22 protein-coding genes are annotated in these 22,281 nt (G+C 72.3%); 16 read left to right on the top strand and 6 right to left on the bottom strand.

The genetic code is table 11. The features are described from left to right. Nucleotides 1–324: a DUF6223 family protein gene (locus tag AB0J66_RS48715; RefSeq protein WP_364676084.1), complete on the bottom strand. Its 324-nt coding sequence runs from the start codon at nt 322–324 to the stop codon at nt 1–3. 163 nt (nt 325–487) lie between these two features. Here AB0J66_RS48715 and AB0J66_RS48710 point away from each other — a divergent pair, with 163 nt between their 5' ends. The 5 genes from AB0J66_RS48710 to AB0J66_RS48690 are packed head-to-tail and all read left to right on the top strand — an operon-like array spanning nt 488 to nt 4,739. Further along, nucleotides 488–1,594 (top strand): sensor histidine kinase, encoded by a 1,107-nt coding sequence (locus tag AB0J66_RS48710; protein ID WP_364676082.1) that lies wholly within the window; start codon nt 488–490, stop codon nt 1,592–1,594. Beyond that, entirely contained in the window at nt 1,591–2,253 is a 663-nt protein-coding gene (locus AB0J66_RS48705; RefSeq protein ID WP_364676080.1) for a response regulator transcription factor, read from the top strand. The genes AB0J66_RS48710 and AB0J66_RS48705 overlap by 4 nt, the downstream gene beginning before the upstream one ends. A gap of 45 nt (nt 2,254–2,298) precedes the next feature. After that, nucleotides 2,299–3,009, top strand: coding sequence for a metalloregulator ArsR/SmtB family transcription factor (locus AB0J66_RS48700; protein ID WP_364676077.1), 711 nt, complete (start codon nt 2,299–2,301; stop codon nt 3,007–3,009). Further along, nucleotides 3,006–3,389: a VOC family protein gene (locus AB0J66_RS48695; protein WP_364676075.1), complete on the top strand. Its 384-nt coding sequence runs from the start codon at nt 3,006–3,008 to the stop codon at nt 3,387–3,389. Before AB0J66_RS48700 ends, AB0J66_RS48695 begins: the two co-directional genes overlap by 4 nt. Then, a complete protein-coding gene (locus AB0J66_RS48690; protein WP_364676072.1) occupies nt 3,390–4,739 on the top strand; it encodes a chromate transporter in 1,350 nt (449 codons plus the stop codon). A 779-nt stretch (nt 4,740–5,518) separates the two neighbouring features. Here the strand turns inward: AB0J66_RS48690 and AB0J66_RS48685 are convergent. After that, nucleotides 5,519–6,703: a metallophosphoesterase gene (locus AB0J66_RS48685; protein ID WP_364676070.1), complete on the bottom strand. Its 1,185-nt coding sequence runs from the start codon at nt 6,701–6,703 to the stop codon at nt 5,519–5,521. Between the two features lie 18 nt (nt 6,704–6,721). Then, nucleotides 6,722–7,402, bottom strand: coding sequence for a nucleoside/nucleotide kinase family protein (locus AB0J66_RS48680; protein ID WP_364676068.1), 681 nt, complete (start codon nt 7,400–7,402; stop codon nt 6,722–6,724). 85 nt (nt 7,403–7,487) lie between these two features. On the opposite strand from AB0J66_RS48680, the gene AB0J66_RS48675 reads away from it, so the two are divergent. Next, a complete protein-coding gene (locus tag AB0J66_RS48675) occupies nt 7,488–8,000 on the top strand; it encodes a hypothetical protein (RefSeq protein ID WP_364676065.1) in 513 nt (170 codons plus the stop codon). On the opposite strand, the gene AB0J66_RS48670 is transcribed toward AB0J66_RS48675, so the two are convergent. After that, a complete protein-coding gene (locus AB0J66_RS48670) occupies nt 7,890–8,546 on the bottom strand; it encodes a hypothetical protein (protein ID WP_364676062.1) in 657 nt (218 codons plus the stop codon). The two genes, AB0J66_RS48675 and AB0J66_RS48670, sit on opposite strands and share 111 nt — an antisense overlap. A gap of 343 nt (nt 8,547–8,889) precedes the next feature. On the opposite strand from AB0J66_RS48670, the gene AB0J66_RS48665 reads away from it, so the two are divergent. The 5 genes from AB0J66_RS48665 to AB0J66_RS48645 all read left to right on the top strand — a co-directional run bounded on the left by AB0J66_RS48665 (nt 8,890) and on the right by AB0J66_RS48645 (nt 13,899). Continuing rightward, entirely contained in the window at nt 8,890–9,720 is an 831-nt protein-coding gene (locus AB0J66_RS48665) for a polysaccharide deacetylase family protein (protein WP_364676060.1), read from the top strand. Next, the gene (locus AB0J66_RS48660) at nt 9,717–10,718 is read left to right on the top strand and encodes a glycosyl hydrolase (protein WP_364676057.1); all 1,002 of its coding nucleotides are present in this window, start codon (nt 9,717–9,719) and stop codon (nt 10,716–10,718) included. Before AB0J66_RS48665 ends, AB0J66_RS48660 begins: the two co-directional genes overlap by 4 nt. Beyond that, entirely contained in the window at nt 10,715–12,070 is a 1,356-nt protein-coding gene (locus AB0J66_RS48655; protein ID WP_364676054.1) for a right-handed parallel beta-helix repeat-containing protein, read from the top strand. The genes AB0J66_RS48660 and AB0J66_RS48655 overlap by 4 nt, the downstream gene beginning before the upstream one ends. A gap of 64 nt (nt 12,071–12,134) precedes the next feature. Continuing rightward, complete coding sequence (locus tag AB0J66_RS48650; protein WP_364676051.1) at nt 12,135–12,722, top strand: exonuclease; 588 nt, start codon at nt 12,135–12,137, stop codon at nt 12,720–12,722. 10 nt (nt 12,723–12,732) lie between these two features. Continuing rightward, nucleotides 12,733–13,899 carry a bifunctional NADH-specific enoyl-ACP reductase/trans-2-enoyl-CoA reductase gene (locus tag AB0J66_RS48645; protein ID WP_364676049.1) on the top strand — a complete coding sequence of 389 codons (1,167 nt, stop codon included), beginning with the start codon at nt 12,733–12,735 and terminating at the stop codon, nt 13,897–13,899. Here the strand turns inward: AB0J66_RS48645 and AB0J66_RS48640 are convergent. Further along, on the bottom strand, nt 13,854–14,732 hold the full coding sequence (locus AB0J66_RS48640) for an aminoglycoside phosphotransferase family protein (protein WP_364676047.1): 879 nt from the start codon (nt 14,730–14,732) through the stop codon (nt 13,854–13,856). The two genes, AB0J66_RS48645 and AB0J66_RS48640, sit on opposite strands and share 46 nt — an antisense overlap. A 120-nt stretch (nt 14,733–14,852) precedes the next feature. Here AB0J66_RS48640 and AB0J66_RS48635 point away from each other — a divergent pair, with 120 nt between their 5' ends. From AB0J66_RS48635 to AB0J66_RS48625, 3 genes are all read left to right on the top strand, one after another. Next, on the top strand, nt 14,853–18,335 hold the full coding sequence (locus AB0J66_RS48635) for an ABC transporter ATP-binding protein (protein ID WP_364676044.1): 3,483 nt from the start codon (nt 14,853–14,855) through the stop codon (nt 18,333–18,335). A 71-nt stretch (nt 18,336–18,406) separates the two neighbouring features. Next, nucleotides 18,407–19,015: a TetR family transcriptional regulator gene (locus AB0J66_RS48630; RefSeq protein WP_364676041.1), complete on the top strand. Its 609-nt coding sequence runs from the start codon at nt 18,407–18,409 to the stop codon at nt 19,013–19,015. 98 nt (nt 19,016–19,113) lie between these two features. Next, entirely contained in the window at nt 19,114–19,656 is a 543-nt protein-coding gene (locus AB0J66_RS48625) for a hypothetical protein (RefSeq protein WP_364676038.1), read from the top strand. Between the two features lie 90 nt (nt 19,657–19,746). On the opposite strand, the gene AB0J66_RS48620 is transcribed toward AB0J66_RS48625, so the two are convergent. Next, entirely contained in the window at nt 19,747–20,631 is an 885-nt protein-coding gene (locus AB0J66_RS48620; protein WP_364676036.1) for a trypsin-like peptidase domain-containing protein, read from the bottom strand. Nucleotides 20,632–20,805: 174 nt separating this feature from the next. Here AB0J66_RS48620 and AB0J66_RS48615 point away from each other — a divergent pair, with 174 nt between their 5' ends. Then, nucleotides 20,806–21,492 (top strand): hypothetical protein, encoded by a 687-nt coding sequence (locus tag AB0J66_RS48615; RefSeq protein WP_364676034.1) that lies wholly within the window; start codon nt 20,806–20,808, stop codon nt 21,490–21,492. 248 nt (nt 21,493–21,740) lie between these two features. Beyond that, nucleotides 21,741–21,956, top strand: a complete 216-nt coding sequence (locus AB0J66_RS48610; RefSeq protein WP_364676032.1) for a DUF732 domain-containing protein — start codon at nt 21,741–21,743, stop codon at nt 21,954–21,956. The last annotated feature ends 325 nt before the right edge of the window (nt 21,957–22,281 follow it).

Raw genomic sequence — 22,281 nt, 5'->3', positions numbered from 1 at the left:
TCACCGCCCGGGGATCGCGGATCGTGATCCCCGGGCGGCCAGCGTCCCCAGGGTGACGGCGGCCAGGCCGAGCACGACGGCGGCCCAGCCGCCGACCACGCCGTTCCCGGTGCCGGGCCCGCCGTCGGCGCTGATCAGGATGAAGCCGCCGGCCAGGGCGCCGACGACGCCGGTCACGAGAGCGGTGACGGGCCACAGGCGCCGGGCCGCGGCGCCCCGCCGGACCATCGCCAGGATGCCGGCCGTCACGCCGATGATGGTCAGTACCGAGGCCACGGTGGCCACCAGGCGGTCAGCGGTGAAAAGAGCGGAAGCAGTATTCATGAGCTGATGCTCGCCGTCCGGGCGCGGCCGGTCGTCGTGCCGTCGTGGACACTCGGGCCTGCCGCAACTGCGGCAGGAAAGGCGGATCTACTGCTTCCGTGGTAGCCGGCAAGGCCCGCGCCGGTGGGAGTCGCCGTCGGCCCCGGACGGCTAGGGTGCCCCCATGGGGACTCGGGTCGATGTCCGGGACGCCGCCGTCGCGATCGGCATGGCCGCCGTGCTGCTGGTCGCCGGGCTGGCCGGGACACGGCCGGCGACCGCCGGGGAGCTGGTCGGCTGCCTGCTGCTGGCGCTGGCCGGCCTCTCGCTGGTGGCGCGCCGCCGCGCTCCGGTCGCGGCCCTGATCGCCGCCGGCGTGTGCACGGTCGGATATCAGGCGTTCGGGTTCGACGTCTTCGCCATCGCCTACCTCGTCGCGGTCTATTCGGCCGTACGGGCCGGGCGGCGCCTCGCCACCGCGGTGACCAGCGTGCTCGTGCTGGTCGCGCTGCCGGCGGCGGCGACCGTGTCCGGTGGCGCCGACGAGGCGTTCACGCGGGCCCGGGGCGTGCTGGAGCTGGCCTGGCTCGTCGCCGCGGCGGCCGCGGGCGAGGCGTTGCGGCAGGCCGAGCGCCGGGCCGACGAGGCCGAGCGCACCCGGGAGGAGATCGCCCGGCGCCGGGCCGACGAGGAGCGCCTGCACATCGCGCGGGAGCTGCACGACTCGCTCACCCACCAGATCTCGGTGATCACGGTGCAGTCCGAGGCCGCCGTGCACGTGGCGCAACGCAAGGGCGAGCCGGTGCCGGAGGCGCTGCTGGCCATCCGCGAGGCCGGCCGGCAGGCCTCCCGCGAGCTGAGGGCGACGCTGGAGGCTCTGCGCGACGACGGTTCCGCGCGGCCGTACGGGCTGGAGCAGATCCCGGACCTCGTACGGCAGGCCCGGTCGGCGGGTCTGGCCGCGACCCTGACGGTCGACGGGTCCCGCGTCGACGTGCCGGCCGCGGTCGACCGGACCGCGTACCGCATCGTCCAGGAGTCCCTGACCAATGTCGCCCGGCACGCGGGGGCGGCCACGGCGACGGTACGGGTCGGCTACCGGCCCGGCGCGATGACGATCCAGGTCGACGACGACGGTCGCGCCACCCCGCAGGCCACCCCGTCACCCGGCACCGGGTTGCTCGGCATGCGGGAGAGGGTGACCGCCCTCGGCGGCCGGCTGCGGGCCGAGCCCCGCCGCGAGGGCGGCTTCACCGTGCACGCCGAGCTGCCCCTGGAGCCGGCGCCGTGATCCGCGTGCTGCTGGCCGACGATCAGCCGCTGATCCGCAGCGGGTTCCGGGCGCTGCTCGAGCTCGAGGACGACATCGAGGTGGTGGCCGAGGCGGCCGACGGCGGCGAGGCGGTGGCCCTGGCCCGGCAGCACCGGCCGGACATCGCGCTGGTCGACATCCAGATGCCCCGGGTCGACGGGATCGAGGCGACCCGGCGCATCGCGGCCGAGCCCGCCCTGACCGCCGTGCACGTCGTCATCCTGACCAATTACGGCCTGGACGAGTACGTCTTCCACGCGCTGCGGGCCGGCGCCGCCGGCTATCTGGTCAAGGACATCCGCCCGGAGGACTTCCTGCATGCCGTACGGGTGGCGGCGCGGGGCGACGCGCTGCTCGCCCCGGCGATCACCCGCAAGCTGATCGACCGGTACGTCACGCAGCCGCCACCCGTCGACTCGGCGGCGGCCCTCGGTCAGCTGACCCAGCGTGAGCGCGAGGCGGTCGCGCTGGTCGCCCGGGGCTTGTCCAACGAGCAGATCGCCCAGCGGATGGTGATCAGCCCGGTGACCGCGAAGACCCACGTCAACCGGGCCATGACCAAACTGCATGCCCGCGACCGTGCGCAGCTGGTCGTCATCGCGTACGAGAGCGGTCTGGTGACACCGGGAAGCCAGTGAGGGGGAGGGCTATTCCATCAAATGGGTTTGATGTAATCTGCGGGCGTGAACCCGCCGGCGTTCCTGACCGCCGCCGGCCACCCGCTGCGGTGGCGGCTGCTGACCGAGCTGGCCCGCGGCGACCTGGCCGTCCGCGAGTTGACGGCCCGGCTCGAGCAGCCGCAGAACCTGGTGTCGTACCACCTGGGCAAGCTCCGCCGGGCGGCGCTGGTGACGGCCCGCCGCAGCAGCGCGGACGGCCGCGACACGTACTACTCGCTCGACCTGGACCGCTGCTCCGATCTGCTGTCCGGGGCCGGCGCCGCTCTGCATCCGGCGCTGTGGCTGGCGACGCCCCCGCTGCCGCCGCCGCGGGCCGCCCGAGTGCTGTTCCTGTGCACCGGCAACAGCTCCCGCTCCCAGATGGCCGAGGCCCTCCTGCGCCGCGGCGATGTCGAGACCTACAGCGCCGGCAGCCGGCCCAAGCCGATCCACCCGCACGCGGTGACCGTCATGGCCGCGCGCGGCATCGACCTCACCACCGCCCGCCCCAAACACCTGGACGAGTTCACCGGGCAACGCTTCGACTTCGTGATCACCCTGTGCGACCGGGTCAAGGAGATCTGCCCGGAGTTCCCCGGCACGGCCCGTCCGGTGCATTGGAGCCTGCCCGAGCCGAACGACCTGCCGGCCTTCGAACGGACCGCCGACGAGCTGGCCCGGCGGATCACCTTCCTGCTGCACACCATCGCCGCCCGTACCGAGGAGGTGTCATGACCGACCACACCGTGCACGTGCGCTACCTGGTGGACGATGTCCAGGCCGCAATCGACTTCTACACCGAGCACCTGGGGTTCAGCTCGAACACCACGTTCCCGCCCGCTTTCGCCGACGTGCTCCGCGGCAACCTGCGACTGCTGCTCTCCGGCCCGGCCAGCTCGGCCGGCCGCACCCTGCCGGACGGGCGACAGCCCCGGCCCGGCGGCTGGAACCGCATCCACCTGCTGGTCGACGACCTCGACGCCGAGGTGACCCGGCTACGCGCCGAAGGGGTGGAGTTCCGCAGCGACATCATCACCGGGCCGGGTGGCCGCCAAATCGTGCTGGACGATCCCGCGGGCAACCCGGTCGAGCTCTTCCAGCCGGCGGGCGGCTGAGTGCACCAGGCGGACCTGCCCACCGTCCTGCGCGAGTGGGGCCGGATCGGGTGCGTCGGTTTCGGCGGCCCGCCCACGCACATCGCGTTGCTGCGCAAGCTCTGCGTCGACGACCGCCGGTGGCTGAGCGCCCAGGAGTTCGAGGACGCCATCGCGGCCTGCAACCTGCTGCCCGGCCCGGCCTCCACCCAGCTGGCCATCTTCTGCGCCTGGCGGGTCCGCGGCCGCCCCGGCGCGCTGGCCGGCGGGGCCGCCTTCATTCTGCCCGGCCTGATCGTCATCCTGGCCCTGTCGGCCCTGTTCCTGCGCGGCAACCCACCCCTGTGGGTCACCGCAGCCGGCGCCGGCGCGGGAGCGGCCGTAGCCGCCGTAGCCGCCCAGGCCGGCCTGAGCCTGATGCCACCCGGCTGGAAACGCGCCCCCGAACACAGCAGCCGCCGCCGCTGGCTCTTCTACCTGCTGCTCGGCGCCGCAGCCGCCGCCACCGTCGGCCCGTGGCTGGTCCTGCTGCTGATCGCCTGCGCCCTGACCGAAGTCCTGGCCCAGCGCCCCCACTCCGCCGCCAGTCCCGACAGCGCCCCACCCCAGAGCGCGCCACTCCAAAGCGGCCCATCCCAGAGCGGCCCATCCCAGGGGCCCCCAACTCAGAGCGCCCCACCTCGGAACAGCCCACCTCATAGCGCCCCAACCCAGAGCGGCCCAACCCAGAACGGCTCGCCCGGAGCTGGCCCGGCTCCAAGTGCCTGGCGGCGACTCTTCCGGCGGCCCCCGCGGCCAGGGGTGGCGGTGCTGGCCATGACCGGGCTGGGCGGCGGCGTCCTGCTGTCGGTGGCCTGGGTGGCCCTCAAGGTCGGCGCGCTCTCCTACGGCGGCGGTTTCGTCATCATCCCGCTCATGCAGGCCGACGCCGTCGACCACTACCGCTGGATGACCGACGCCCAGTTCCTCAACGCCGTAGCCCTGGGCCAGATCACGCCCGGCCCGGTGGTCCACACGGTCGCCGTAGTCGGTTACGCCGCCGCTGGCCTGGTCGGCGGCCTGCTCGCCGCCGCCGTGGCGTTCGGCCCGTCGTTCGCCTTCATCCTGATGGGCGCCCACCGCTTCGACCAGCTGCGCGCCAACCCCCGGGTACGGGCCTTCCTCGACGGCGCCGCCCCCGCCGCCATCGGCGCGATCCTCGGCTCGATCGTGCCCCTGGTCCGCGCCCTGGACCAGCCCTGGCAGTACGCGGTCCTGGCGGGCGCCGCCATCCTCACCCTGCTGCTACGCCGAGGCCCGGTCCTCACCCTGCTCACCGCCGCCACCGCCGGCACCCTCATCGTCCTGGCCGGCGCCCCGCTCCCCCAGTGACATCCCGCCGACGAGGCCGGGCGGAGCCGTAGCCGCCTTCCGGGCCGATCGCGGGCGGCCAGGGCCAGGTAGTCGGGGAAGGCCGGGGCCGAGCGGTCGGGGCAGGCCAAGGCCAGGCAGTCCGGAAAGGCCGAGGCCAGGCGGTCCGAAACGGCCAAGGCCAGGCGGTCCGGAAAGGCTAAGGCCACGCGATCCGAAACGGCCAAGGCCAGGCGGCCCGGAAAGGCTAAGGCCACGCGGAGGGAACGGCCAAGGCCACGCGGACCGAAAAGGCCAAAGCCAGGCGGCTCCGGGTCGGACTTTGATCGGTGGCCGGCCGTCGCCGGCGACGGTGCGGATCTGAGTGGGCTGGGGCGCCACGATTGTCGCGCCGTGGGCCAGGCGCGGTGGAACGCGTGCGTGGCGCGCTCGCGGGGCTGAGACGTGGGCCGGCAGCGCGCTGGTGTCCGGGACGCGTCCGTCCGGGCGGTTACGGCGATCTGCGGGCAACGCTCAGGAGGGCGTGCACCTCCTCGGCGCTGCGGTGGGTCATCGCGGCGGCCCGGGAGACCGCCTCGGCGTAAGCCTGCTCGTCGACCGTCATGGAGGTGAGTCGCCGAGCGGCACCTTGCGGGTCGGTCGGGAACACCCGGTGCCCGGCGGCGGCGAGCATGGCCCGGGCCGTGTCGCGGTGTTCCCGCGGCGGGACGGCGCCTGCGCATGCGGCGAGACGGGAGCGCCGACGGTGGCTGAGGGAGGGGACGGGACACGGGCGCCGGGCAGTGGGTCAGGCACGGGGATCAGGCGGTGTGGAGGGTCAGCAGGGTGATCTCGCTGGGGGCGAAGATGCGGAAGGGCGGACCCCAGAAGCCCGTGCCGCGGCTGGTGTAGAGCTGGGTGCGCTCCGAGTGGCGGGACAGGCCCTGCAGGACCGGCTGGTCGAGGCGGACCAGGTAGTGGAAGGGCCACATCTGGCCGCCGTGGGTGTGGCCGGAGATCTGCAGGTCGACGCCGTGGGCGACGGCGCCGGCGATCTGGGCCGGCTGGTGGGCGAGCAGCAGCACGGGGCGGGCCGGGTCGGCGCCCTCGAGGGCGGCCTCGTGGTCGGCGTGGTGGCCGGGGACGCCCGAGCCGCCCGCGGTGCGGTCGTCGACGCCGGCGATGACCAGGGTGTCGCCGCCGCGGGTGACCTCGACGTGGCGATTGTGCAGGGCCTCCCAGCCGAGCGAGGCCATGTGCTCGACCCAGCGTTGAGCGCCGCTGAAGTACTCGTGGTTGCCGGTGACGTAGACCCGGGCCAGCGAGGCCCGGATGTCGGCCAGCGGGGCGGCCTGGGTGCGCCGCTGGGCCACCTCGCCGTCGGCGATGTCGCCGGTGTGCGCGACCACGTCCGCGTCGAGCGTGTTGACCACCTCGGTGACCTTCTGCGACCAGCGGGAACGGTCGATCGGGCCGTAGTGGGTGTCGGTGAGCAGCACGAGCCGCAAGCCGTCGAGGCCGGCGCCGAGCCGGGGCAGGGTCACGTCGACCCAGCGCACGCGCGGGACACGCCTCGCCTCCGCGTACCCCCAGATCAGCAGGACCAGGGAGACCACCGCGACCACCAGCGTGGCGATGCGATAGCGAGCCGGGCCGTCGACCCCGGCGGCCCACAGCAGCAGCGTGAGCACCTGGCCCAGGATGGACTGGACGAAAAGGACCCAGATGACGCCCAGCATGGTGTCGGCGATCACCGCCGGGCCGTCGCGATGGCTGCGGCCGTGGCCGGCGAACATCAGCGCCGGGAACGAGAGCACGGCCAGCGCGAAGGCGATCGTGCCGGCCACGAAGACACCGGTGGGCCAGTCGTTGCCGGAGCCGAACAGCGTCCACCAGGGCACACCGAACAGCAGCGCCAGCACCGCGACCAGGATCAGCCCGAACCGGATGGCCCGGGACGGACGGCGGCGGCGGGGCTCGGTCTCGACTGCTTCACCAACTGACACGCCTGAAAGCATGCCACTTCACGCCGGGGCGCGGCCGACCCTGTGGATAACCTCGGCCGGCACCACGAGATCGGCCCGCGCGCGAGAAGCTGCGATGAGGACAGCGTTACGCTCGTCGCTCCCGGTGGCCCAAGCCGAGGCGGAGGCTGCGTCCTTGCCGAAGCGCACATGACGCGCGATCAACCGCGAAAGCCGGGTTTCCTGGTCAAGATCGGCATACCAGACCTCCGCGAACAACTCCCGCAAAGGCCGCCACGAAACATCGTCGAGCAGCAGGTAGTTGCCCTCGCTGATCACCAGGCGCGCGTCGCGGAAGAGCGGGATCGCCCCCGCGATCGGCTGCTCGATCACCCGCTCGAAACCGGGCGCATAGATGACGTCGTCCTCGTCGGCCAGCACCCGCCGCAGCAATGCCGCATAACCCAGCGGATCGAACGTGTCGGGCGCCCCCTTGCGATCGCGCCGCCCCAGCCGGTCGAGCTCGACGTCGGCCAGGTGGAACCCGTCCATCGGCACGTGCGCCACCCACGCCCCCGCCACCAGTCCGGGCGGCGGAGCCGGGGAAAGCGCCGCGACCAACTCCTCGGCCAGCGTGGTCTTGCCGGCCGCCGGCGCCCCCGCGATACCGAGCACCGCGCGCCCGCCATCCGCGACCAGTGACCGCGCTCGCGAAACCAGCGCCTCGAACGTGATCTGCATGGCCGGAACCTACCCGGAACGGGGTCGGATCGAGGACTGCGGCCCCGGCCGGAAGGGGGCAGGGTCGTCGGCACGGGGGTACCACATGTTCACATTGGTTGCCCTGCTGAGCGCCACCCTCATGGGCGTGCCGGCTCAGCAGGAAGTCGATCCGCACGGCCGCGTCTACGTCACCGAGGGCTCGTCGCTGGTCCGCATAGCGCCGCGCGGCCGAAGATCCACGGTCGCCGTCTTCCCGTACGCCGGGCCCTTGGCCTTGCGGCCGGTGGCGAGCAGCGTCACGCTCGGCCCGGACGGGGCCTTCTATGTCGGCGAGCGGTCGCTCGTCGCGGGCCGGGCCCGCCTGTGGCGGGTCGTTCCAGGTCAGGAGCCCCAGCTGTACGCCCGTGGCCTGACCGCCGTCACCCAGGTGCGGTGGTCGCCGGACCGTCGTCTGTCCGTGCGGGAGCTCGACGGCACCCTGATCAGGGTGTCCGCGCGGGGCCGGTCAGCGCGACAGACCGAGGCGCAACCCGGCGACTCCGGCCGGCGAGAGCGGCCGGGCGGTGGCTCGGGCCAGCTCCTCCCGTACGCAGGCGGGCAGCTCGTCGGCGAGTGAGCGCAACCGCGGGTAGAGGTCGAGCACGTCGCGGTGGGTCAACGCGCCCACCCCGATGAGCAGCCCGTTGACCGCGCCCGGGGTGCGCACCAGCTCGGCGCAGAGCTCCCGCCGCCAGTCCGGGTCCTCGACGCGGGTGGCCAGCTCCCGGGCGATCCGGTTGCCGGCCGGCGAGGGCTCCTCGGGGGCCGCGTGCCGTCCGGCCCGGGCCGGGACCGGGGCCAGCCGGCAGGCGATGCCCAGCAGGCGGGCCAGCTCGGGCACGGTCAGCACGTCCAGGCCGTCGGCGCAGGTCTCGCACAGGCGGTGGTACGTGGCCGCGTGCACCAGGGACGCGGGGCGCGGGCAGTCGCCGAGCGGCCCGCAGAGCCGGTCCAGGATGATCTCGGCCAGGGTGCCCTCGTGGTCGAACCGGCCGACCCCGAAATACGCGGCGGGAGCGCTGCGATACCGCGTCAGCGCGTTGCGGGCGCTGGCGTAGTTGTCGGACTCGACACTGATGCGCGGGCTACCGCTTTCGGTGTGCAGGTAGATAAGTCGGAACATCTCGATCGCTCCCGGTGGTGCAGCGAACCGTCGTCGCCCGGGGATACGGCCGCGGAGGCCCGGGAGTTCAAAATCCGCAGCGCGTCGAACGTGACCGCGTGCAGCGCGTAGATGCCCGCGCTGAGAATCACCAGCATCACGAGCAGCACCGCCCCGACCGCGCCGTCGAGCCCGCGCCACGCCACCGGGAGCACGGCGACCCCTAGCACGACGGCCGCCTGGCCAGTAGCCTCCGCGCAGCGCAGTGGATCGAATGTCATAGCCTCACCCTTCCGGGTGCGGGTCCCGCGCGCCTCTGCCCGGAGCGGGAGTTCGACTACGACTTTCGGTAGAGGGACGTAGCGTGGATCACCAGGAGGACGACCGCGTGACCATGACTTCGGGCTGGGCAGTGCTGCCGGCGCTCATGTACCACTCCGTGTCGGCCGTCGGCGGCCCGATGCGTGATCTCGCGGTGCCGCCGCAGCTGCTTCGGGAGCAGCTGAGCGCGCTGAGCGAGGCCGGCTACCGGCTGGTGGGCCTGACCGAGGCGCTGGATCTGCTCGACCACGGCAGCACGGAGAAGCTGCTCGCGGTGACCTTCGACGACGGCTACCGCGACTTCCTGACCGAGGGCGTGCCGATCCTCAAGGAAACCGGGACCGGCGCCACCCTGTACGCGTCGGTCGGCCACCTCGGCGGCACGGCCGGCTGGCTCGGTCAGTGGGCCCCCGACTTCGGGCCGATGCTCACCTGGGACGAGCTGGCCGAGGTCCGTGACGCGGGCGTCGAGATCGGCAACCACAGCATGATCCACCACCCGCTCGACGTGCTCCCGCCCGGCCAGCTCCGCTCGGAGATCGTCGACAGCCACCAGCAGCTCGAGCAACGGCTGCAGATCAAGGTACGGTCGTTCGCGTACCCGCACGGCTACAACAGCCGGCAGGTGCGCGACGTCGTCGCGTCCACCGGCTACGACAACGCCACCGAGGTCGGCCGTCGCCTGCACACCCCCGGCGAGAAGCGTCTGGCCGTCCCCCGCCTCCAGCCCACCCCCGACCACAGCGGCCCCGACCTCGTCCGGCTCGTCCGGACCGGCGAGACCGGGCTCGTCCCCAAGGTGAAACAGATCGCCCAGCCCGGCTGGCGGGTCGCCCGCAAGGTCGCCCGGAGATTCGGAAAGAACCTGACATGAAGCGCCGCAGCCTCCTCGGCCTGTCCGCGCTGGCCGCCCTCCCCCTGGCCGGCTGCAAGACCTACCGCTCGGACGACACGCCGCCACCGGTCCAGTCGCACCAGCCCCCGGCCCCGTCGTCCGGGGCGCCGGCCGAACCGGCGGCGGTCCTCGAGGGCGGCGGAACGGTGCCGTACGAGAAGGGCAAGGTTCTTCTCGGCGCGTACACCCAGCTCAAGGGCTTGACCACGGCCGAGGGCCTGGCGTTGCGCAAGAAGGAGCTCGGGCGCCCACCGCGGATCGTGCACCGGTTCTACTCGTGGACCGACAGCCTGCCGGTCTCCCTGCCGTACGTGACCTCGAAGAGCACGCTGATGGTGTCGTGGGAGGGCCCGTACTACAAGCAGGTCAACAACGGCTCGTCGGACAAGCGGATCGCCAAGGCGGCCCGGCGGATCGCCGAGCGCAAGGTGCCCACCCTGCTGCGCTGGGGCTGGGACATGAACCGGGACTACTACGACTGGGGCGGCCCGGCCAACAACCAGGACACCGCCGGCTACGTCAAGGCGTACCGCCGGATCCACCAGATCTTCGCCGACGAGGGCGCGCGAAACGTGAGCTGGGTCTGGAGCCCGAACTGGAACTCCTACCCCGACGCGGATTGGAACGCTCTCTCACATTATTATCCAGGTGATGAGTACGTCGACTGGGCGGGAGTCTCGGGCTACGCCGAGTCGCAGACCCCGGGTGAGATGTTCGATGAGTTCTACGAGACGTACTCGGCGCGTAAGCCGATCATGATCACCGAGGTCTCCGCCACCGATCGCGGCGGCTCCACCAAACCCGACTGGATCACCTCGTTCCACCAGTGGGTCAAGACACGCCCGGCGGTAGGTGCCGTCTCATGGTTCGACACCGACATTCACCCCGGCTCCACCGAGAAGTGGCGCATCGACTCGACCGCCGCCGCGCTCAAGGCGTACCAGGCGATGTCGGCCGACCCTCTGTTCAACGGGTGAGCGGAACGCACCGTGCCGGCGGCCGTCGCCGCCGGTGGCTCGGCCTGCTCGTCGTTCTCGTGCTCGGCGGTGTCGCGGCCGCCGGTTACCGCATGTACTTCTATGAAGGACCGCCCGACGTCGAGGCGGCCGGCCCCGGTTACTGGGTCTCCACGCACGGCACCGACGACTCCGACGGCAGCCCGGAGAAGCCCTGGCGGTCCATCGCCCACGCCGTCGAGGTGGCGCCGGCCGGCGCCAAGATCTTCGTGCGCGAGGGCTCGTACGACCCGTTCACCATCGCCCGGCCCAACCTCACCGTGACCAGCGCGCCCAAGGAACACGCGACGGTCGAGGGGGTGGCCGGCGTCCGCGACGGCATCCTGGTCGCCGCGACGGGGACGACCATCGCCGACCTGACCGTACGCGGGTGCGTGCCGAAGCCGAACGCCGACGTGAACATCACCGGCGACCACGGCAGCGGCATCCGCGTGCACAAGACCAGCGACGTGACCGTCAGCGGCGTGACCGTGCAGGACAGCCACGGCACCAACTCGGCCGGGCTCCAGGTCGGCTGCTACGGCATCCTGGTCACCGACTCGCAGGACGTGCACGTGACCGGCTCCGAGGTGATGCGCAACGGCGGCGGCATCGTGGTCAGCGGCGGCGGCCAGGGCGTGGTGGTGGACAACAACAACGTCCACGACCAGGACGTGATCATTCAGAACACGGCCGTGAAGAACGACGACTTCGGCGGCTACGGCCTGGCCGCCACCTTCGTGCAGGCCGACCCGGGCCCGGTCTTCCGCAACAACACGGTCCGCAACAACCACGGCCCGTCGTCCGACTACGGCACCGACGGCGGCGGCATCGAGATCTACGACGCGGCCAACCTGACCATCACCGGCAACACCTTCGAGGCCAACGACGGCGTCCTGGAGACCGGCACCGGCGGCCGCGGCGGCTGCGCCAACAACGTCTTCACCGGTAACCGCGCCATCGGCGGCGCCGGCCCCACCGGCTTCGACAGCGACACCGGGCTGGTGCTGCGCTGCGCGGAGAACAACACCGTCAGCAACAACAACTTCAGCGGCCTGCAGAAGTTCACGTTCCTGCTCTCCACCGGCGGCGACTTCGCCGGCAGCATCGAAGGCCTGAAGATCACCGGCAACACGGTCTTCCGCAACTCGGGCACCGTCGTCTACCGCCTCCAGATCGACAGCGGCCGCCCCAACCTCACCATCAACAACAACACGTACGAAACCGGTGAAAACGCCTTCGCCGTCCTCAACGGCTCAAAATCCGAGGCCAACGTCCCCTACGACCAGTGGCGAACCACCACAAAGTTCGACGCCAACTCAACGATGCAGTGACCGCGCGCCACGCCCTTGACGCGGTGTTCGAGGATGGGACGCCCGGGGCGCGGAGGAGAGCGGCTTGAGTGACTTGATCTATGTGGTGACAGACATCGAGGCGGATGGTCCGTGGCCGGGGGCCAACTCGATGCTGTCGTTCGCCAGTGTGGCGGTTGACGGGAACGGCAACGAGGTCGGCGAGTTCGAGACGGTGCTCGAGCCGCTGCCGGGGGCGGCGGCGAATCCGGATACGTACGCCTGGTTTCAGACGTTTCCCGAGGCGTGGGCGGCGGCGACCGAGGACCCGCGGCCGGTGGCGGCCGAGATGACGCGTTTCGCCGACTGGGTGAAAGGGCTGCCGGGGCCGTGCGTCTTCACCGCGAACCCGCTCGCCTTCGACGGCGGCTGGATCGACTACTACCTGCGGCGCTTCACCCGGTACGGGGTCGTTCAGGGGCCGTACGAGAAGGACATGCTCTTCGAGGTGCGCTCGGGACTCTGTCTGCGCAGCTACACCGCCGCGGTGACGGGGCGGCCGGTCACCGAGGTGGCGCCGCGGGATCTGCCCGCCGAGTGGTTCGGCCACGTCGAGCACACGCATCGTGCCATCGACGACGCGCGGGGGTACGCGCACTTGCTGCGGACGCTGTTCACGATGGCGGAACGATAGGGTCGCGGTCATGTCCGAGCGCGTCGTCGATCCGAGTGGGCGGGGTTTCCTGCTGCTCGACGCCCATCCCACCGGCTGTTTCGAGAGTGTCGCCCGCATGCGGGCCGAGGCCGGCGTCGCGCCGGAGGGCCCTGGCGAGGGGCCGGTCGCCCTGATCATCGGGGCCACCGCGGGGTACGGGCTGGCGGCCACCGTCGCCGGGCTGGTGCGGCACGGCATCCGCGGGGTCGGCATCGGGTTCGAGCGGCCGGCGGGGCGGCGCACGGCCACCGCGGGCTGGTACCGGGCGATCGCCACGGACCGGCTGGCCCGCGAGCTGGGGCGCGACTTCGTCTTCCGCAACGGCGATGCGTTCGCCGATCAGACCAAGACCGAGATCCTCGATCTGCTGGCCGAGCGGTTCGGCGGGGTGGACTACCTGATCTACAGCGTGGCCGCGCCGCGGCGGACCGATCCGGGCACCGGCGTCACGTACCAGTCGGTGATCAAGCCGTTGGGTGGGGTGCACACGACGCGGACGCTCGAGTTCGACCGGGACGGCGAGCCGGCGCTGCGGGAGGTCAGCGCGGAACCGGCGAGCCCGGACGAGGCGGCGGCGACCGTCAAGGTCATGGGTGGTGAGGACTGGGCGCTCTGGGTGCGGGCGCTGGCCGGGCGGGGGCTGCTGCGCGACGGGTTCCGGACGGTCGCGCTCTCGTACATCGGCTCCGATCTGACCTCGGCGATCTATCGCGCCGGAACCATCGGCGCCGCCAAGGCGCACCTCGAGGCGACCGCCGTCGAGCTGGACCGGTTGCCCGGAGTGTCCGCGCTGACTTCGGTGAACGGGGCCGCGGTGACGCAGGCCTCGACCGCCATCCCGGGTATCGCCCTCTATGTCAGCCTGCTGCGTGAGGTCCTGGGCGACCGCCTGCAGTCACCGGTCGAGCAGTCGGTCCAGCTGTGGGATCAGCTGACCGGGGCCGCCCCGTTCGACCTCGACGAGGCGGGCCGGATCCGGCTGGACCGCTGGGAGCTCGACCGGGACGTGCAGGCCAGGGTGGCCAAGCGGTGGACCACCACGATGGGTGACGTCGGCTGGTTCCGCTCTCAGTTCCGGGGGCTGTACGGCTTCGACGTGCCGGGCGTCGATTACCGACGGCCCGTCGAGGTGGAGCTGCCCTGGCCGGCGATGTGATCGGCGGCGGCCAGCATTTCCGACGCCACCGGCTCGACCCCGGCCGCTAGCAGGACCAAGCCGGTGGCCACCCGGTCGGCCAGGCCCCACTCCCAGATCGCGGTGGCGTCGGTGCCGGTCCGGTCGGCCAGGAGACGGGCCCGGTCGTACGGGTCGCCGGTCATCAGCTCGACCGGGTCCTCCCGCATCAGGGCGCCAAGATCAAGTTCAGGTTCGGCCCGTACGCCGTCAGGGTCGATCAGCTTGTAGCCGGAGCCCGACCACAGCGCGTTCCATTGATGCACATCGCCGTGACAGAGAACAGCGGAACCGCCGTTACGGGCCCGGCTCGCGGCCGCGCTCAGGGCCTGCTCGACGGCGGCGCGACTGCACGGCCGGCCCAGTGCCTCCCAGCGGCGGGTGATCCCGGCCGCGAGCGCGGCGGCCTTCGTAGCCCCGTCGGGAAGATCAACCGCCGGCGCGGGAACCCACATCGAACTCGCCAGGTCGCAGAGGATCTCCAGCCGCCGCGGCTGATCGATCGACATCTCCGACATGGGCGGACCGAGGCGCTCGATCAACAAGGCGTTGCGGGAAAGATCCGAGCGCAGCAGGCGCGCACAGCCCGCGGCCCGGCCGAGCACGGTGGCCTCCTCGAACGCCGCCCGCTGGGTCAGGTGCACCTTGAGCACCGCGGCCGGCTCGACGGCCACGACGTACGCCTCCGTGGCGTCGCCGAAGGCATCGCCGATCGTCAGACCCCAGTCGCCGGCGATCCCGGCCACCAGCGCCGGGAGCGCCTCGAGCCAGGTGGGTGGGGCTTTGGTCCGTACGGCCGCAGGAAGATCTCGCACGACGCCGAGAGTGACCGAGCCGATAGCCGGCGTCGAGGTAATTCCGTTGAAGACCTCCCCGCCGCCGACAAGGATGGACAGACCCCCCTCAGCGCCACCGCTCCCAAAAGGACTACGTCAATGCGTCTGCTTCGCGACCTGTGGGTCACCTCGAAAGGCCGCACAGGTCTCGTGGCGACCCTCATCCTGCTCGGTGCCGCCGGGCAGGCGGGTGCCCTCGCGCTGGCCGGCGCCGTGCTCGTCGACCGTTCCATGTCCCTGTTCACCGTGCTCGCCGCCGCCCTCGTCGCCTCCGTGCTCAGCGACGTCTTCGTCGGCCTGGTCGCCTCCCGGCTGACCGCCGACTGGGCGGCCAAGGTGCGCCGCGGGCTCAACCGGGTGGCCTTCGGGCAGGACCTGCCGGCCCTGGAGAACACGCCGGTCGGCGAGCTGCTCGACCGGATCGACGCCGACGTCTACGAGGTCGGTTCCCAGCTGCGCGGCAGCGGCGTGCGGATCGCCCAGTCGGTGGCCGTGGCGCTCTTCTCGATCTTCACCGCGTTCTTCGTGTGGTGGCCGGCCGGCATCGGCATGGTGCTGGTGTCGATCCTGCTCTACGTCACGATGAGCAAGCCGATCCAGCGCATCTCCCCGCTGCGGATCTCCGAGGAGGAGTCCTGGTCCGACCTGGCCGCGGTGATGGAGGAGTCCATCCACGGCCAGGACGACGTGCGGACGAGCCTGGCCGCCCCCTACGTCCGCCGGCTGTACGCCCGTCGCGCGGCCGAGGTGCTCCGGCGTGGCCGGCTGGTCTGGCGCGCCTCGGCCCGGATCACCATGGGCGCCGGCACGATCACCCGGTCGCTGATCGCCGTGCTGGTCGTGGTCGGCGCCTGGGCCCTGTTCACCGGCCACATCGACGGCGCCCGGCTGACCGCGGTCTGGCTGCTCGCGCTCGGCTTCGGCGGCACGCTCGAGCACGTCACCCGGATGGTTCCGGAGCTGCAGAACGCCTTGGGGGCCTGGAGCCGCGTACAGCTCCTGCAGGATGTTCCGCAGGAACCCACCGAGGGCGTCCCGCCGGTCGACGGCGACCTGGTCGTCCGCAACCTGACCTTCCGCTACGGCGAGTCCGACAGCGGCCGCCCGCCGGCCCTGCGCGACGTCTCGCTGACCTTCGCCCGCGGCCGGTCGTACGCGTTGATCGGCCGCACCGGCTCCGGCAAGTCGACCCTGGCCAAGGTGCTGACCCGGGCCGTCGACGTGCCGCGGGGCACGGTCTTCCTGGGCGGCGTCGACCTCAACGACATGAACGTCGAGGGCCTGCGCCGGTGGACGGCGATCGTGCCGCAGCGCACCGAGATCCTGGCCGGCACCCTGGCCGACAACGTCGCCCTCTTCGACCCCGAGCTGCTGCCCAAGGCGGCCGGCGCGCTCGACGAGCTCGGCCTCGGCGCCTGGGTGGCCAGCCTCCCCGACGGCATCGACACCCGGCTCGGCGAGAACGGCTACAAGCTCTCGGCCGGCCAGGAGCAGCTGGTCGCCTTCGCCCGCATCCTGGTCCGCGACCCCCACGTGGTGATCCTCGACGAGGCCACGGCCCGGATGGACCCGGTGACCGAGTCATGGGTCCAGCGCGCCACCGACCGCCTGCTCACCGGTCGCATCGGCGTCATCGTGGCCCACCGGCTGTCCTCGGTGCAGCGCTGCGACGAGGTGGTCGTGCTGGCCGACGGCGAGGTGCTCGAGTCCGGCCCGCTGCGCGAGTCGCGGCGCTTCGCCGAGCTGATGGCCAGCAGCAACCTGTCCGTGCCGGCCCCGGTCAACGGCGGCGGCGGGGTGCTGGTCGAGGAACACGACTGGGACACCGCGGCCCAGCGCGAGCTCGGGGCGGAGGCGCTGGCCAACAAGCTGCCACCGGTCGATCCGCCGCCGCTGCCCGAGGAACCCCAGGCCCGCACGTTCCGCGAGATCGCCCGATTGACGACCAACGACAAGAGGTACGGGCTCGGCGCGGTCGCCCTGTTCGCCATCCTCGTACTGCTCGGCCTGGACGGGGCGATCCTCCCGCTGCTCTGGTCGAACGTCGTGGACGGCGCCGGCAACCCGCTCTACCCGGCCATCGGCATCGCGACCGGCCTGCTCGTGGCCATCCCGACGCTCTACTACACGGGCGCCTGGTTCCCCGAGTGGTGGGTCCGGCAGATGCTGCGGATCAGCATGCGCCTGGTGCACGGCCAGATCGGCCCGCGCCGGGTCAGCAAGCACACCCCGGCCGAGGTGGTCGCCCAGGGCGGCGACACCGAACGCGTGGTCATGCTGGCCGACAACCTCATCGACAACGCGACCAGCCTCGTCATGATCGTGGCGATGACGCTGGCCTCGCAGTCGTTCGTGCCGGCTCTGTTCTTCATCGGCACGATGGTGCTCTCCGGCCTGGCCGCGACCCTGTTCGGCCCGCGGCTGGAGAGCGCGGCCCGGCGTACGGTGGCCGCCCGCGCCGCGTTCGCGACGTCGCTGGTCTCCTCGCTGTCGGCGGCCCGCACGGTTAAGCTGGCCGGCGCCACCGAGCCGGTGCTGGCCCACCTCGCCCGCCTCGACTTCACCCGCAGCGAGCTGCAACGGCGCGAGATCGCCATCCAGGTGTGGGCCCGCTCGACCCCGTCGATCGCCAGCGGTCTGCTGCCGATCGCGGCCTGGGCGCTCTACCTGGCCGGCTCGCTGTCGTCGGCGGCGACCCTGATCGCGGTGGCCACGCTCGGCTCGGCCCGCTGGTTCGCCTGGACCACGGCCTCGCTGGTCTCCCAGTTCCCGTCGGCCCGGGTCTGGACCAAGCGGACGGTGGCCATGACCGGCGAGTCCGAGTACTCCAAGGACGTGCCCGGGGTCGACCTGTCGGCCGGCACCGCGCCGGCCCCGCCGACCGCCCCGCGCAACCCGCTGCGCCGGCTCGAGTTGCGCGGCTTCAGCGCCGTGCACGAGAACGGCACCGTCGGCGCGCAGGACGTCGACCTGACCGTCGAGCGCGGCCAGCTGGTCCTGGTGCTCGGCCCGGTCGGGGCGGGCAAGTCCTCGCTGCTGCGTGCCCTGGCCGGCATCGTCCACCACACCGGCGAGCTGGTCTGGAACGGCGAGCCGGTCGACGAGCCCGAGGTCTTCCTGCGCCCCAACCAGGTCGGCTACGTGGCCCAGCTGCCCCGCGTCCTGTCCGGCACGGTGGCCGACAACATCCAGCTCGGCCACGAGGTGGACGCGGCCGACGCCGTCTCCACCGCCCAGCTGGAGCACGACCTGGCCGCGGCCGGCGGCGGCCTGCAGCTGCTGATCGGCCACAAGGGCACCCGCCTGTCCGGCGGCCAGCTGCAACGCCTGGCCCTGGCCCGCGCCCTGGCCCCGCGCACCGAGCTCCTGATCGCCGACGACGTCTCCTCGGCGCTCGACGTGACCACGGAGCTCGAGCTGTGGCGCGCCCTGCGCAGCCACGGCGTCACGGTCGTCGGCTCCACCTCGAAACGGGCCGCCCTGAGCCAGGCCGACCACGTCGTCGTGCTGATCGCCGGCAAGGTCGAGGACCAGGGCACCTGGCAGGAGCTCCAGGACCGGTGGGGCCACCTGGCCGGCTGACGCGGCCACGCCCGGCAAAGATGCGGATTGCGCATCTTTGCCGGGTGCGCACGGCTGGCTACTGTTGATGGGTGGGACTCCGGGAACGCAAGAAGCAAGCCACCCGGACCGCGCTGAGCTGGGCGGCCATCCGCCTGATCGTCGAGCGCGGCTACGACGGCGTCCTTGTCGAGGACATCGCCACCGCGGCCGGCGTCTCGGCCCGCACGTTCAACAACTACTTCTCCAGCAAGGCCGAGGCCGTCGCTTCCCGCCACCTGGACCGCTGTCTGCAAGTCGCCGCCGCGCTGCGCGACCGGCCCGCCGGCGAGCCCCTGTGGGAGGCGATCACCCAGTCGGTGATGGCCCAGTTCGAGCAGAAAGCCCCCCGCCCGCCGCGCGACTCCGAGGCGTGGATCGCCGGCCTGCGCCTGATGATCGACAGCCCCGCGGTCCGGGCCGAGACCCTGCGCGCCTCCGCCGACGCCGAGGCCGCGCTGGCCGCCGCCGTGGCCGCGCGCACCGGCACCGACCCCGAGACCGACCTCTACCCGAAGCTGGTCGCCGCCACCGTCCTGGCCGCGAACACCGTGACCACCAAGCATTTCCTGGCCACCGGAAGCTGCCCGACCGACGTGAAAGCCCTGCTCATCGGCGCCCTCAACCAGCTCGCAGCCGGGCTGCCCGAGCCGCCGCACTGACCGTTACCCGGTCGTTATGCAATGCGAGAACTGGATCGACAGTGCGCGCATCACAACGGAAGACAGCACAATCCGAAAGCACCAGGAGAAACGATTCCATGCGCGCCATCACCGCCACGGTCGCCCTTGCCCTCGCCGGCCTCACGCTCGCCGCTTGTGACACCCCCGAGCACGTCAGCACGGCGGCCGCTCCGGTTGCCACCGCGTCGCCGGTCGCTCCGTCGATCTCCGAGACGACCGCGCCGCCGGCCTCGGGGACTACCGCGTCGCCGACCTCCGAGTCGCCCACGTCCGCTTCGTCCACCGCCGCTTCCCCGCCGGTCGCGACGGCGACCCGGGGGTCCACCGGCCCGCGCGCCGCCGACCCATGCCCGGTCACGGCCAAGGTTCTCTACCGGGCGCTGCGCGCCGACAAGAACATGTCCGAGAGGACCGCCCCGGCGACGGGCCTGCAGTCGGCGACCTGCTATCAGGGCTTCGCCACGGCCAAGACCATCGTCGAGAACGTCGACCCGGCCGGGGTGCTCTTCAAGTACGACCCGGACACCCGCGTCTGGCGGCCGATCAACCTGGGCAGCGGCGGCTACTGCGAGGGCTACACCTCCGCCGTCATCGCCCAGCGCCTCGGTAACGGCTGCTGACGCTCGGATCCGTACAGGCCGGGCATTACCGCCTTCGCCGATCGGCCGGCGATCCACGGCTCGGGCGTGTCGGACTCCCGGGCCGAACGGTCAGCTGCCCTGGCTCTCGAGCTGCTTGATGACGCCGGTGACGGTGTCGGCCGGAATGGCGAAGCCGACACCGATGCTGCCGGTGGACGAGTCGCTGGCCGTCGCGATGGCCACGTTGATCCCGATCACGTGGCCGGACAGGTCGACCAGGGCGCCACCCGAGTTGCCCTCGTTGATCGCGGCGTCGGTCTGGAAGAGCCCGGTCAGCTTCTCCGTCCCGGTGTCGATGCTCCGGTCGGTCGCGGAGACGATGCCGGAGGTCACCGTGTTCTCCAGCCCGAGCGGCGCGCCGAAGGCCAGAACCGTGTCCCCCACGGCCACGCTGTCGTCGGTGCCGAATGTGACCGGGGTCAGCTCGGTGAGCCCGGTCGCCTGCACCAGAGCCAGGTCGTGGGTGGTGTCGGTCGCGACGACGCTGGCGGGCACGGTCGTCCCGTTCGACAGCCGGACGCTCACGGTGCCCTGCGACGAGATCACGTGATTGTTGGTGAGAACCAGTCCGGTCGAGCTGAGCACGACCCCCGAACCGAGCGACGACTCCTGGTTCCCATCGACCATGACGGTGACGATGCTCGGCTGCACCTTGCTGACGACCGCCGCCAAGTCTTCGCTCTCCGTCACGGCGGCCGTGCTACTGGCCGTGGTCGCCGTCGCGGCCGTCGTCGAACCGTGGTCGATCAGGTAGCGCTCGGCCACCACCCCACCGGCCGTCCCCGCTCCCGCAACGAGCGCGAGCAGCGCCGCTCCCCCGGCGATCCGGCGCGGCCACCGACTCCCCCCGGCCGACGGCGGCAGCGGCGGAGTCACATTGTTGTACCGGCTGTAGTACTCACCGGCCCAGGACGACTCGCTGGGATCGGTAGGCCGGTTCATCAGATCGGTCATGACGGCGCCTCGCTTCGTTGGCTGATGCAACTACCTTGACGCCGCTTCTTGTTCAGCAGCGGTGAGCCGTCTGTGGGTTCGCTGTACGCCCCGGGTCACCCTCCCGGGTTCGGTTACCGCCCATCAGTGGGCGCGGCGGCTGAGGTACGCCCATACACCCCCTACGGTCGTCGAGTGCTTTTCGTCCCAGTTGCCCCATTCCCCACCCCGGACCCCAAGCTTTCCTCCGCGTCTCCCTCCCGCACCCCAGTCACGTCGGGTCGTCCCGCAGACCTGCGCATCTCCAGGGAGACCGCCGCAGCGGAAGCGAAATCAACCGCCCGGCACAGCCGCCCGCTGGCGCCGTCCGCCGTGCCGGCCGCGCTGGCCACCGCCCCGGTCGCACCCCCCACCCCGACCGTCTCCGCCGTGCCGGCCACGCTGGCCACCGCCCCGGTCGCACCCCCCACCCCGACCGTCTCCGCCGTGCCGGCCACGCTGGCCACCGCCTCGGTCGCACCCCCCACGCCGACCGTCCTCGCCATGCCCGCTGCACTGTCGGCGTCGATGACCTTCTCCACGCCAAGCGCGCCGACCACGCCGGCTGCCCCGGCCATCCTCGCCACCGAAGCCAGCTCCGCCACGCAGGTTGGAGGCCCCGCCCTTACCGCGCCACCCTCGCCGCCCTCGCCGCCCTCGCCACCCTCGCCGCCCTCGCCGGCCTCGCCGGCCGGGCGAGTCGGTTCCCGCGTGTTCCGAGGAGACATCGGGCCTACCCGGGTGGAGCGCAAGCCCTTCGGGCCGGCGATCACCCCGCGTCCGGAGATGCCGGCTTGGCCGCCGACCAGTCCCGCCCTCGTGCACGCCGCGGCGGTCGCCTGATGAGCAAGCTCGCCGGCGGTCTTGTCGCCGCTGCCCTGGTCGGCGCTCTCTGTGCGTGCTCGTCCCCCGAGCACGCACCCACGGCCGCGCCTGTCACCCCCGTACAGCAAGAGACGACCACTCAGCCGCAAGCCGCCGCACCCAGCCCGCCCTCGACGCGGGCCGCGCCCCGCGAGACGCCCGAAACCCGGGCGCCGCAGACCCCCGCGCGCACGCCGCAGAAGACGCGCCAACCCAGCGCTCCCGACATGCGACCCTTCGTCGCCGCGGTGCAGCGCGACCTCCCGGAGATCACCATCGACCGACGCGACGAGGAAGTCGCCGCCCTCGGCGAACAAGCCTGCAAAGGCCTCGCCGCCGGGCGCAAGGCCCCCGCCGTGGTGCGCGAACTCCGCGCCCAGGGCATCCCCGACCTGCAGGCCAAGAAGTTGTTCGCCCTGGCCAGCACCACCGCGTGCCGCTAAAGGCCGCACTGATCCGACGCGCCACCCATCACAACCCGCGCGACGCCACCCCGCCGCGGCCCGCCCTCGCACCGCGACCCCCACCAGCCTCACTGCGTCCCGCCACCACCGGCGCCGCAGCCCGCCACCACCGCAACCACCCCGCGCCACGACCTAGCGCTGCAGCTCGCCACCACCTCGGGCCGCAGCCGCCTCCGCCTCGCGCCGCAGCCGCCACCACCTCGCGCCACAGCCGCCACCACCTCGCGCCACAGCCGCCACCACCTCGCGCCACAGCCGCCACCACCTCGCGCCACAGCCGCCACCACCTCGCGCCACAGCCGCC

The sequence above is a fragment of the Actinoplanes sp. NPDC049598 genome (genome assembly GCF_040675435.1).
Lineage (GTDB): Bacteria > Actinomycetota > Actinomycetes > Mycobacteriales > Micromonosporaceae > Actinoplanes.
This window is presented reverse-complemented; position numbering and strand designations above follow the sequence as displayed.